The 12,287-nt window shown below is 66.9% G+C and carries 12 protein-coding genes and 1 pseudogene; 11 read left to right on the top strand and 2 right to left on the bottom strand.

The window, feature by feature from the left end:
- Positions 1 to 113: 113 nt before the first annotated feature.
- Both MA09_RS04005 and MA09_RS04000 read right to left on the bottom strand, forming a co-directional pair.
- A complete protein-coding gene (locus MA09_RS04005) occupies positions 114 to 1,766 on the bottom strand; it encodes a hypothetical protein (protein WP_036245666.1) in 1,653 nt (550 codons plus the stop codon).
- A 21-nt stretch (positions 1,767 to 1,787) separates the two neighbouring features.
- Entirely contained in the window at positions 1,788 to 2,252 is a 465-nt protein-coding gene (locus MA09_RS04000; RefSeq protein ID WP_036245665.1) for a hypothetical protein, read from the bottom strand.
- A 397-nt stretch (positions 2,253 to 2,649) separates the two neighbouring features.
- Between MA09_RS04000 and MA09_RS03995 the strand changes: the two genes are divergently transcribed.
- The 11 genes and pseudogenes from MA09_RS03995 to MA09_RS03950 all read left to right on the top strand — a co-directional run.
- Entirely contained in the window at positions 2,650 to 4,182 is a 1,533-nt protein-coding gene (locus tag MA09_RS03995) for a cytochrome ubiquinol oxidase subunit I (protein ID WP_051933149.1), read from the top strand.
- A gap of 1 nt (position 4,183) precedes the next feature.
- Positions 4,184 to 5,191 (top strand): cytochrome d ubiquinol oxidase subunit II, encoded by a 1,008-nt coding sequence (cydB, locus tag MA09_RS03990; RefSeq protein ID WP_036245664.1) that lies wholly within the window; start codon positions 4,184 to 4,186, stop codon positions 5,189 to 5,191.
- 32 nt (positions 5,192 to 5,223) lie between these two features.
- Positions 5,224 to 5,349: a DUF2474 family protein gene (locus MA09_RS23990; protein WP_229440549.1), complete on the top strand. Its 126-nt coding sequence runs from the start codon at positions 5,224 to 5,226 to the stop codon at positions 5,347 to 5,349.
- Between the two features lie 96 nt (positions 5,350 to 5,445).
- Entirely contained in the window at positions 5,446 to 6,147 is a 702-nt protein-coding gene (locus MA09_RS03985; protein ID WP_229440548.1) for a molecular chaperone, read from the top strand.
- Positions 6,148 to 6,175: 28 nt separating this feature from the next.
- The gene (locus MA09_RS25210) at positions 6,176 to 6,430 is read left to right on the top strand and encodes a formate dehydrogenase (RefSeq protein WP_229440547.1); all 255 of its coding nucleotides are present in this window, start codon (positions 6,176 to 6,178) and stop codon (positions 6,428 to 6,430) included.
- Between the two features lie 56 nt (positions 6,431 to 6,486).
- The gene (locus MA09_RS03975; RefSeq protein ID WP_036245663.1) at positions 6,487 to 9,306 is read left to right on the top strand and encodes a formate dehydrogenase subunit alpha; all 2,820 of its coding nucleotides are present in this window, start codon (positions 6,487 to 6,489) and stop codon (positions 9,304 to 9,306) included.
- Positions 9,307 to 9,357: 51 nt separating this feature from the next.
- Positions 9,358 to 10,029: a formate dehydrogenase FDH3 subunit beta gene (gene fdh3B / locus MA09_RS03970; RefSeq protein ID WP_036245662.1), complete on the top strand. Its 672-nt coding sequence runs from the start codon at positions 9,358 to 9,360 to the stop codon at positions 10,027 to 10,029.
- A complete protein-coding gene (locus MA09_RS03965; RefSeq protein WP_036245661.1) occupies positions 10,026 to 10,253 on the top strand; it encodes a hypothetical protein in 228 nt (75 codons plus the stop codon). The genes fdh3B and MA09_RS03965 overlap by 4 nt, the downstream gene beginning before the upstream one ends.
- A gap of 10 nt (positions 10,254 to 10,263) precedes the next feature.
- Complete coding sequence (locus MA09_RS03960; RefSeq protein WP_036245660.1) at positions 10,264 to 11,343, top strand: formate dehydrogenase subunit gamma; 1,080 nt, start codon at positions 10,264 to 10,266, stop codon at positions 11,341 to 11,343.
- Positions 11,344 to 11,387: 44 nt separating this feature from the next.
- Entirely contained in the window at positions 11,388 to 11,843 is a 456-nt protein-coding gene (locus MA09_RS03955) for a hypothetical protein (RefSeq protein WP_036245659.1), read from the top strand.
- Positions 11,840 to 12,287: pseudogene (locus MA09_RS03950) on the top strand (hypothetical protein); the annotation flags it as partial. The gene MA09_RS03955 and the pseudogene MA09_RS03950, both read left to right, overlap by 4 nt.

Below are 12,287 nucleotides of genomic sequence, written 5' to 3'. Positions count from 1 at the left end.
GGTGATCGGTTGCAACAAGATGCTCCGGCACGATACCGGGGCCGGTAACGATCAGCGCGTGGCGTCATCCAGGCCAGTGGCCTGGATGACGGGGCGCCACCCTACGCCGGCTGCTACAGGCGATGCCGGTGTTCCGCCTTCATCCTGTAGTACTCCTCCCGGCCCTTGGCCCGTACGGTCGCGGCGATCTGCGCCGCCTCTCGCGCCGCCTGGTTCACCGTGGCAAAGGCATCCGGATTCGCCATCAAGGCTTCGACGGCCTGCTGCGTCTGCGCGGTGCCGGCCAGCGCCAGCCCGAAGGTGGCCGAGACCGCCAGTTCAGCCGCCAGGGTGTCCAGGGTCGGCGCAACCACGTCCGGTCCCGCCTTGGCCGCGATGGCTTTTTCCTCGGTGGCCTGGGGGGCCGCCAGCGCACGGGCGAGGTCCATGTCGCCCGCGACCCTGGTCAGGAAGTCGAGCGCGGCCCGGCTGCCGGTCTGGTTGGCCAGGTCGCCGAGGCGCAGCAGGGCGGTGTTCCTGGCATTGAACACGGCGCGGCCGGCGCGCGGGCCCTGCACGAAGTCGATCAGGGGCTGGACCGCGACCTCGCTGCCGATATGGCCGAGGGTGGCCACGACCTGCGTCAGGAACTCCTCGTGCTTCTCGGGTTCGTTCACCAGCCAGTCCAGCAACAGGCGGGCATCCTTCTCCGTGTACCGCGAAGCCAGCTCCCAGGGCACGCCCTCGACCCAGTGCCGGGAGACGAAGTCGCGCACGTCGGCGGGCGCCTGCAGGCCGCCCGTGCCGCAGGAGCAGCCGCCGGCGGGCATCACCTTGCCGGTGACGCTGGCCGGGCCGGAAAGGAAAGCCGCCGACTCGGCTTCGTTGACCACATTGTGGTCGACGCCGACGGACGGGTACATGACGGCGCGCGGGTCGTCGCTACGGTGTCCGAGGCCGCAGTTGTGGCCGTACTCGTGCACCCAGATCAGGCCCTCCTGGTCGGCGGTGAAGCGTACCGCGGCCAGGTTGATCGAGGTGCTGCCGACCGGGGCGCAGCCGATGATGCTGTCGCCGGGACCGCCGCACCAGCGGATGGCCTGCACGATCTTGATTCCACTGCCTGCGCTGAGCAGGGCATTGAGGTCGGCCGAGGTCTGGATGGTCCCCGGGACCGTCGCCGGCAGCACCCGAACCGCGCCGTTGCGCACGAAACGGACCGGGGTCGCGACGTCGGGGCCGGTGTCGTCGTTCTGGAGAATCGTGCCCATGTCGGCCAGGATCCGGTCGGCCTCGGCGTCGCTCAGGGCCACGCTGCCGTGGCGGTGCACCGTGACCGAGACCGTGCGCGGGTCCGGCGGCGCCACCGGCGGGTTGACGATCAGGTAATCGGCGTAGAGCGAGATGTCGGCGCTCCATTCGATGTTCACCCAGATGTCGACGCCGCCCTCGCGCGGGGCCACGTTGTGCAGGGTGTAGCGGGCCCCGCCGATGAACTTGCCGGCGTCCGGTCCGTCCGGCAAGCCTTCGCCGATGGCCACGAACACCTGCGAGCCGGGCTGGATCTGATTCCAGTTGAGCCGCAGCAGCCACTCGCCGCGGCGGGCACCCCAGGGGTGGCGGTAAGTGAAGCCTGTCCCTTGCAGCGCCGGCTGCAGCCCGTCCGCGCCGACAGTGGCTTCGGCAACGGCCCAGGGTCCTTTTGTGTCCGAGGAGTCCGCGCGCGCTTCGGTTCCGGGGTCGAGCAGCAGGGCGGCGTCCTGGTCGAGGCGATCATTTGGTGCCATGGGAGTTTCTCCTTGTGCGCTTCAAGGGTTGATGATCAGGTAATCGACGTAGAGCGAGATGTCGGCGCTCCACGCGATGTTCACCCAGATGTCGACGCCGTTCCGGCGCGGGGCCACGTTGTGCAGGGTGTAGCGCGCCGAGCCGATCATTTTGCCGGCGGCCGTTCCGCCCGGCACGCCTTCGCCGATCGCGGCGAACACCCGGGAGGCGGGCTGGATGACATTCCAGTTCAGGCGCAGCACCCACTGCCCGCGCCGGGCACCCCAGTCATGGCGGTAGGTGAAGCCGGTCCCGCTCAGCTCGGGCTCCGGCCGGCCGGCGCGGGCAGCTGCGGTCCCGAACAATTGCCGGACGGCGGTCGGATCGGCGTCTTGCAGGAGCTCCCGGAAGCGCGTCGGCATGGCCGAGGAAGCGGCCGCTGCCTCCGACTCCCCGGCGCCCGAGGCGACCAGCGTCGCAGCCCGGTGAATGTGATTGTTGGACAAAACCATCTCCTTTCACATCGATGAACGATGGATAGCCCGTTCCACTGCCTCGCAAGGGCAGCGGCCGGGTCGCCGGATAGCGAGTCCGTATGCGTGCCGGATGCGGTCGTGGCCGCTGCCGGGCTCGAATCGTCAGCCAATATAGACGAGTGGCTAGTGATCGCAGGAACGATCTGACAGCTCGTTAATATGGATCAGTGGCTCTGGATTTTCTGATGCGAAGAAAGGTTTCAATGCCGGCAGCAGCGGGGTCGCGCATCTGCCGAAAAAAACCGCCCGCATGCAGCCAAAGTCAACGCTCCGGCGTATCAATTCGACATCGCCAACCGTGCGCCCCCATCACGCATGCTAGATTCTGGACACCACAACGGAGTACGGCCCGACAAAAGGAGCCCGCATGTTCGGTTTGTCCGCTTTGGATCTGGCACGCGTGCAATTCGCGTTCACGATGTCCTTCCACATTTTGTTTCCGGCGATAACGATCGGCATGGCAAGCTACCTGGCCGTGCTCGAGCTGTGCTGGCTCCGCACCAAGCGCCAGGTCTACGTCGACCTCTACCACTACTGGCTGAAGATCTTCGCCGTCACCTTCGGCATGGGCGTGGTGTCCGGCATCGTGATGGCCTACCAGATCGGCACCAACTGGAGTTACCTGTCCGAGTTCGCCGGCAGCATCATGGGACCGATCCTGTCCTACGAGGTGCTGACCGCTTTCTTCCTCGAAGCCGGCTTCCTGGGCGTGATGCTGTTCGGCTGGACCCGGGTCGGCCCCGGCCTGCATTTCGCCGCGACCTGTGCGGTCGCGATCGGCACCCTGATCTCGTCCACCTGGATCCTGGCGGCCAACAGCTGGATGCAGACCCCGCGGGGCTATGCCATCGAGGGCGGACGCATGGTCCCGGCCGACTGGCTGGCGATCGTCTTCAATCCCTCCTTCCCGTACCGCCTGTTGCACATGGTGATCGCGGCCTACCTCACCACTGCCCTGATCGTCGGTGCCTGCGGGGCTTGGCAGCTCTTGCGCGGCCGCGACAACCCGGCGGTGCGCAAGATGGTGTCGATGGCGATGTGGATGATCCTGATCGTGGCGCCGATCCAGGCGGTGGTGGGCGACTTCCACGGCCTGAACACGCTCAAGCACCAGCCCGCCAAGCTGGCGGCGATGGAGGGGCACTGGCAGAACGAAGGGGACAAGGCGATCCCGCTGCTGCTGTTCGGCATCCCCGACATGGAAGAGGAAAGGACCAAGTACGCGGTCGGCATCCCGCACCTGGGCAGCCTGATCCTGACCCATTCCTGGAATGGCCAGTTCCCCGGGCTCAAGGAATTCCCGCCCGAAGACCGGCCGAACTCGCTGATCGTGTTCTGGAGCTTCCGCCTGATGGTGGGGCTCGGCCTGCTCATGATCGCGCTGGGCGCCTGGAGCCTGTGGCTGCGGCGCAGACGGGGAGCGGAAGGGGGAGGGGAGGCGCGAATATGGACGACACGTCCCTTCCTGCGCTTCGCGCTGTGGATGGGGCCGGCGGGACTGATCGCGATCCTGGCCGGCTGGACCACCACCGAAGTCGGGCGCCAGCCCTGGGTCGTGTACGGAGTGCTGCGCACCGCCGATGCGGTCTCGCCGCACAGTGCCGGCACCCTGGGGCTGACGCTGGTGCTGTTCGTGGTCGCCTACATCTTCGTGTTCGGCACCGGCACCGTCTACCTGCTGCGCATGATGCGCAAAGGACCGCAGCGCTTCGAACTGCACCAGGCGCCCGAGGGCGGGCCCGGCGAGGGACGCACGCCGATGCGGCCGCTGTCGGCGGCCGACGTGCAGAACGACGACGACGACGCCGGCGCCGTCCCCGACCAGCTCGACGGGCACCCCGAGGCGCGCCGGGGCGACCCGGGCAGTGCACCTCCAGACGACAACAAGCCGGAGCGCTGACATGGGCATCGACACCACCGTCATCTGGGCGGTCATCATCTTTTTCGCCGTCTTCATGTACGTGCTGCTGGACGGCTTCGACCTGGGCATCGGCCTGCTGTTTCCCTTCACCCCGAAGAAGCGCGACCGCGACACCATGATGAACACCGTGGCTCCGGTCTGGGACGGCAACGAGACCTGGCTGGTGCTGGGCGGAGAAGGGCTGCTGGCGGCCTTCCCGGTGGCCTATTCGATCATCCTGTCGGGGCTCTACCTGCCATTGATATTCATGCTGATCGGCCTGGTGTTCCGCGGCGTGGCCTTCGAGTTCCGCTTCAAGGCCAAGGAGCACGAGCGCCACCTGTGGGACAAGGCATTCATCGGCGGCTCGGTGGTGGCCACCTTCTTCCAGGGCGTCGCGCTGGGCGCCTTCCTGGACGGGATCGCGGTCTCCGGGCGCAGCTTCGCCGGCGGGCCGCTCGACTGGATCGCGCCTTTCCCGCTGCTGGCGGGGATCGGCGTGATGATCGCCTACACCCTGCTGGGTTCCACCTGGCTGGTGATGAAGACCGAGGGCGATCTGCAGGCGCGCATGGTGCAGGTGGCGCGGCCCTGCGCGCTGCTGCTGCTCGCGGCCATCGTCATCGTCAGCATCTGGACCCCGTGGCGCGATCCGGCGGTGGCCGAGCGCTGGTTCAGCTTCCCGAACATCGTGTTCCTGGCGCCGGTGCCGGTGCTGGTGCTGGTCTTCATCGTGCTGCTGCTGCGCTCGCTCAAGCGCGACCCGCACCGGGTGCCTTTCGTCGCGGCGCTGGCCCTGATCTTCCTTGGCTACAGCGGCATGGCGATCAGCATCTGGCCCCACATCGTGCCACCCGCGATCTCGATCTGGGAAGCGGCCTCGCCACCGAGCAGCCAGCTGTTCGCGTTGGTCGGCACCTTGTTCATCCTGCCCATCATCCTGATGTACACGGCATGGTCGTACTGGGTCTTCCGGGGCAAGGTCAAGGCCGATGCGGGGTACCACTGATGGAGGCGCCGCGCGAGACCGGGCCACGAAAAGTGACCCGGCGCGAGTGGGTGCGGCGCCTGGCCTGGCTGGGGGCGCTGTGGCTCGGTGGCGTGTTCACGCTGGCGGCCGTGGCCTACGTGATCCGGACGCTCATGCACGCGCTGGGAATGCGTTGACCATGGTTTGATAACGTGTCGGCATCAACCGTGCGCGGCCTGCTGCGAGGGAGGACTACACTGCCAGTGACCCTTTGCTAACAGGAGAGCAGCACCGTGTCCCACTCCGACGCGCCCTCGATCAGCCGTCCCGCCGACTCCGCCATCGCTGTCGCAGTACCCCTGCCGCTGCTTGGCGAGGACCAGGCGCGCGCGGACCTGTATGCACTGCTGTCGCGCCTGCTGCTGGCGGCGCCGGACGGCGCGCTGCTGGACGCGCTCGGGCACGCCGACCCCATCCTTTCCGAAGGGGGCGATCCCGGCCTGGAACAGGCCTGGGAAGCGCTCACGCTCGCCTCGCGCGTCATGGACCCGGATGCGGTGGCCGAGGAATTCGACACGCTGTTCGTGAGCGTCGGCACGCCGCCGGTCAATCCCTATGGTTCGCGCTACCTGGCCGGCTACATGAACGACACCCCGTTGGCCGAATTGCGCGCCGACCTGGCCCGCTTCGGCATCGGACGGGTGCGCGGCGTCGGCGAGTTCGAGGACCACCTGGGCGCGCTGTGCGAGACGATGCGCGTGCTGATCGCCGGTGCCCCAGCGCAGTTCGGAACGATCGCGCGCCAGCCGCTCGCCCAGCAGCAGGCCTTTTTCGAGGTCCACATCGCGCCGTGGTACGAGCGCTGCCTGGCCGACATCGCGTCCGCCGAAGGGTCCAATTATTACCGGCTGGTCGCCAGGCTGGCCGGTGCCTTCCTCGCCATCGAAGCGGAAGCCTTCGTGGTCGGCGAAGCGCTCACCGAATCACTGGTTTAACGCACAGGTAGACAAGCGAGACACAGCCATGGAACAGCAAGCGCAAGGGTTGGAGCAGGAACAGGAAGGCAAGCCGGCAGCAGGGCCGGATGCCGGGAAGCCGGACCGCGCACGCCGCAGCTTCCTGAAGGCCGCCCCGCTGGGAGCGCTGGCCGTGGTGGCCGGCACTGCCGAGGCCGCCGAAACACCGGCGCCCGCGCCGGCGGCGGCGCCGCAGGTCAAGCGCGGTTACCACGAAACGGATCACATCCGCCGCTACTACGAGACCGCCGCTTACTGGTGAACTGAGGGTGAGCCCGCACGTGAGCCGCATTGATTGATCGATAGGGGAGAACCAGCATGTCCCTCGTGAAGTCCGTCCGCGACAGCGGACTCAAACGCCGCCGCTTCCTGGTCGGCGCCGGCGTCGCCGCCGGTGCCGGCGCCCTGGCCCGGCAGCTGCCGCTGAACGTGATCGAACCGGCCAGGGCCGACCAGGCGCCGGGCGCCCCGGTGCCTACCGAGATCAAGCGCACCATCTGCAGCCACTGCTCGGTGGGCTGCTCGGTGGATGCGGTGGTGGCCAACGGCGTCTGGGTGCGCCAGGAAGCCGCCTTCGATTCGCCGATCAATATGGGCGCGCACTGCGCCAAGGGCGCCTCGGTGCGCGAGCACGCCTTCGGCGAGCACCGCCTGCGCTACCCGATGAAGCTGGTGAACGGCAAGTACCAGCGCATCTCCTGGGACCAGGCCATCAACGAGATCGGCGACAAGCTGATCGAGCTGCGCCAGAAAGCCGGCCCGGATGCGCTGATGGTGATCGGCAGTTCCAAGCACAACAACGAGCAGGCCTACCTGCTGCGCAAATGGGTCTCGTTCTGGGGCTCGAACAACTGCGACCACCAGGCCCGCATCTGCCACTCGACCACGGTCGCCGGCGTGGCACAGACCTTCGGCTACGGGGCGATGACGAACTCCTTCAACGACCTGCATCACAGCAAGGCCGTCCTGTTCATCGGTTCCAACCCGGCCGAGGCGCACCCGATTTCGATGCTGCACTTCCTGCACGCGAAGGAACTCGGCGCCAAGATGATCGTCATCGACCCGCGTTTTACCCGTACGGCGCGCTTCGCCCACCATTACGTGCGGGTACGCCCCGGCACCGACATTCCCCTCGTGTGGGGCATGCTCTGGCATATCTTCCGCAACGGCTGGGAGGACAAGGAATTCATCGCGGCCCGTACCTACGGCATGGAGGATGTACGCAAGGAGGTCGCCAAATGGACACCGGACAAGGTCTCCGATATTACCGGTGTGCCCGAGGAATCGGTGCGCATGGCTGCGGAAATGCTGGCGACCAACAAACCTTCGTCCGTTGTCTGGTGCATGGGGATCACTCAGCATACCGTCGGTACCGCCAACGTGCGCGCGCTTGCGATCCTGCAACTGGCGCTGGGTAACATCGGCAAGCCGGGCGGCGGGGCCAACATCTACCGCGGTCACGACAACGTCCAGGGTGCGACCGACGTCGGCCCGAACGGCGACTCGCTGCCGGGCTACTACGGCATCGCCGAAGGCGCCTGGAAGCATTTCGCGAACGTCTGGGGCGTCGACTACGAGTGGATCAAGTCGCGCTTCGGCTCGAAGGAGCTGATGGAAAAGCCCGGCATCACGGTCTCGCGCTGGTTCGACGCCGTCAACGAGAACAGCGACTACGTCGACCAGCCGAGCAATCTGCGCGCCGTGTTCTACTGGGGCCACGCGCCGAACAGCCAGACCCGACTGCCGGACATGAAGGCGGCGATGCAGAAGCTCGACATGCTGGTGGTGATCGATCCCTATCCGAGCATGACGGCATCGATGCACGGGCGCACCGACGGCGTCTACCTGCTGCCGGCCGCCTCGCAGTTCGAGACCCAGGGTTCGTGTACGGCTTCCAACCGCAGCATCCAGTGGCGCGAACGCGTCATCATGCCGCTGTTCGAATGCAAGACCGACCACGAGATCATGTACCTGTTCGCCAAGAAGTTTGGCTTCCACAACGAACTGTGCAAGAACATCAAGGTCGTGCACAACGAGCCGGTGGTAGAGGACATCCTGCGCGAGATCAACCGTTCCTGCTGGACCATCGGCTACACCGGTTGCTCGCCGGAACGCCTGAAGCTCCACATGGAAAACAAGCACACCTTTAACCCGACCACCATGCGTGCCGACGATGGTCCCTGCAAGGGCGACTACTACGGCCTGCCGTGGCCGTGCTGGGGCACGCCGGAACTGAAGCACCCGGGCACCCCGATCCTGTACGACCTGAACAAGTCGGTGGCCGAAGGCGGACTGCCGTTCCGCGCCAACTGGGGCGTCGAGCACGACGGCGAGTCGCTGCTGGCGGCAGACGGCTCGACCAACAAGGACAGCCAGCTCGACACCGGCTATCCCGAATTCGACCACGTGTTCCTGAAGAAACTCGGCTGGTGGGCCGAACTGACACCCGAGGAACAAGCCATGGCCGAGGGCAAGAACTGGAAGACCGATAACTCGGGCGGCATCATCCGTGTCGTCATTGCCCACGGCTGCGCGCCTTTCGGCAATGCACGGGCGCGCTGCAACGTCTGGAACTTCCCGGATCCGGTGCCGACCCACCGCGAGCCGCTGGCATCGCCGCGGCGCGACCTGGTCGCCAAGTACCCGACCTATGACGACAAGGCCAACTTCTGGCGCCTGCCGACCCTGTACAAGTCGGTCCAGGACATCGATTACTCGAAGGAGTTCCCGCTCATCATGACTTCGGGCCGCCTGGTCGAGTACGAGGGCGGCGGCGAGGAAACCCGTTCGAACCCCTGGCTGGCAGAGCTGCAGCAGAACATGTTTGTCGAAATCAATCCGCGCGACGCCAGCCAGATCGGCGCCAGGGTCGGCGATTACGTCTGGGTGGAGACCCCGATCGGGGCGCGCATGAAGATGATGGCGATGGTCACCGAGCGGGTACCGATCGGCCTGGTCTGGATGCCCTTCCACTTCGGGGGCTGGTGGATGGGCGAAGACCTCGAGCGCCATTATCCGGAAGGCGGCGCGCCGACCGTGCGCGGCGAGGCCTGCAACACGGGCTGGACCTACGGTTATGACACCGTGACGATGATGCAGGAAACCAAGGTATCGCTGTGCCGGGTCGTCAAGGCCTGAGGCGTATCACGAACGAAGCGTAGAGCGGAGGAGAACGGCATGGCCGCGAGAATGAAATTTATCTGCGACACAGAGCGCTGCATCGACTGCAACGGTTGCGTAACCGCATGCAAGAACGAGCACGAACTGGCCTGGGGGATCAACCGGCGCCGCGTGGTGACCATCAACGACGGCATCCCGGGCGAGCGCTCGGTGTCGGTGGCCTGCATGCATTGCACCGATGCGCCCTGCCTGGCGGTGTGTCCGACCAACTGCATCTACCACACCGAGGACGGCATCGTCCTGCACAGCAAGGACCAGTGCATCGGCTGCGGCTACTGCTATTACGCCTGCCCGTTCGGGGCGCCGCAGTTCCCGGAAACCGGCATGTTCAACCATCGCGGCAAGATGGACAAGTGCACTTTCTGCGCCGGCGGCCCGGAGCCGGATACTTCCGAAGCCGAATTCAAGAAGTATGGCCGCAACCGCATCGCCGAAGGCAAGCTGCCGGCCTGCGCCGAGCAGTGCGGCACCAAGGCCCTGCTGGGCGGCGAGGCCAACCAGATCGCCGACATCTACCGCCAGCGGGTCGAGACGCGCGGCTACGGGCCCGAGCTGTGGGGCTGGAAGATCGCCTACGGCCGGCCCAAGGGCGGCGGCGAGATCAAGGCCAAGGGAGATTTGCCGCGCACTAACCAGATCATTGGTGACGTGCAGAACGATCCAGGGAGGTTCCCGCAATGAACAAGATCCGCTCGCGTTTACGTTACCTGATCCTGGCCCTGCCGCTGTTGCTGACCGGCTGCCTCGAGGTCGACCAGTTCCCCGGCTGGCTGCACGGAGAATACGCCGGCAAGGAAGACCAGCGCCACTTCCAGGCCCGCTTCCATGGCGACCGGCTGGCGTGGTCGGCTGCGATCCAGAACCGCGCCATGCAGCAGAACGAATACAACCGCGCCAACCCCTGAGGAGCCGACCATGCACGCCACATTCTTGCGGGCCGCGCTGGCCCTGGTGCTTGCACTGATGCTGCCGGCGGCCTGGGCCGGCGTGCCCAACGAGAAGGCCAAGCCGGCCTACGCGGAGGAGCAGACCATGCTCCAGATCGAGGGGGACTCGGTCGTGCCGGAGCCCGGGCTGCTGAACTCGTCCTCCGGCCGGGTGCACATGGACCGCCACTTCCTGGGACAGTATGGCGCCACCGAGGCGAACGTCATCGTCCAGCGCGGCGGCAATACCTGGCGCCACCTGCGCAACGGTCCGCTCGCCACCATCACCGGCTTCATCCTGCTGGCGGTGCCGCTCCTGATCTTCGTGTTCTACAAGGCGGTCGGGGCGGCCAAGGAACCGCCGTCCTCCGGGCGCCGCATCAAGCGCTTCACCGCGTGGGAGCGCCACGTGCACTGGGCCACGGCATACAGTTTCATCGCGCTGGCGATCACCGGCATCATCATCATGTACGGCAAGAAGATCATGCTGCCGTGGATGGGACACGACCTGTTTTCCTGGGTCGCCATCATCTCGAAATACGTGCACAATTTCGTCGGCCCGGTGTTCATCGTGTGTTCGGTGCTGATGTTCATTACCTATTTGCGGCGTAACTTCTTCAAGCGGCACGATTGGCAGTGGATAAAGCAGGGCGGCGGGCTGGTGTCGCACAAGCACCCGCCGGCCGGCTTCTTCAATGCCGGCGAAAAGGCCTGGTTCTGGCTGGGCGTGACCCTGCTCGGCATCGTCATGTCGGTTACCGGCCTGATCCTGGACTTCGTCACCTTCGGCCAGACCCGCTACGTGCTGCAGATGGCCAATTACCTGCACATCGCCGGCGCCGCCCTGTATGTCGCCGCCGCCATGGGCCACATCTACATCGGCACCTGGGGCACGCCGGGCGCCTACCAGGCCATGCGCGAGGGCAGCGTCGACGAGAACTGGGCTGCCGCCCACCATTCGCTGTGGGTGGAAGAGGTCCGCAACGGCACGGCGACCGACCCGGCCAACCGCCCGCCTTCCGGCGCTGCGCCGGCGCGCCCGAATCCGCGCCCCGGTCCGGCTCACTAAGCGGTTCACCAAGCGGTTCACTAAGCGGCCCATTGAGGAATACCATGAAAGCACCGACCATCCTGATCCACGGCACGCTGGCGACGCTGGCGGTGCTGGCCGCCGGCTGCGACCGCGGCCGTACCGCGAGCGAGGACGGCATTCTCCAGACCAAGTATCCCGGCCAGGTGTCGGCCGGGGGAAAAACTGCCGGCACTATCATTGCGCAGACTGCCAAGCCCACGGTCGACGCCACTTATGCCGGCGGTACGCCGGGCATCGCCGGCGGCTCCGGCGGCACCACCTCGGGTGCAGAGACCGGCGGCACCGTGCGCGAAACCGGGCAGGGACCGACTTCCGGCGTGACGCCGCCGTCCGGCACCCAGGCAGGCACGCGCGCGCCGTCGGGCGACTACGGTGAACCGAAGGCGCCGGCCCCGGGCACGGTGGAGGCGCCTGCCGCAACCAATATCGCACCGAAGGCCCCGGCGGACCAGGGCAGCATAGGGAGGCAGCAATGACCCGGCATCTTCATATCGCCTATGCGCTCGCCGGCCTCCTGGCCGGCGGCGCGGCTGCGCATGCGCAGCAGCAGGCGGCTCCGGTACGGCAGGCGGCCCCGGTGCAGCAGGCGACGCCGGGGCCGCAGGCCGCTCCCGTCCAGCAGCCGGCTGCAGGGCAGCAGGCAGCCCCCGCCCAGCAGCAACTCACCCCTGCGCAGCAGCAGGAGGCCGCCAAGAAGGCGGCCGCCGACGCCAAGGCGGCCAAGGACAAGGAGGCCCTGATGTCGTCCATGGATGCGCTCGCCGCGCGCTGGCGTACGCAGGCACCCGAGAAGGGGTGGCGCATCACGCCCCCCACGACGGTGGCGGCCGCCCCGGCCGGCGCTGCTGCGGCAGCCGGCGCCTCTCCGCCCGCGAACGCGGCAGGCATCGCCGGTCCTGGCACGACGGCTCCCGGTGCGG

The organism is Massilia sp. BSC265 (assembly GCF_000740675.1).
Taxonomy (GTDB): Bacteria; Pseudomonadota; Gammaproteobacteria; order Burkholderiales; family Burkholderiaceae_D; genus Telluria.
The sequence above is the reverse complement of the archived record's forward strand: the minus strand, read 5'-3'. Positions and strand labels throughout refer to the sequence as shown.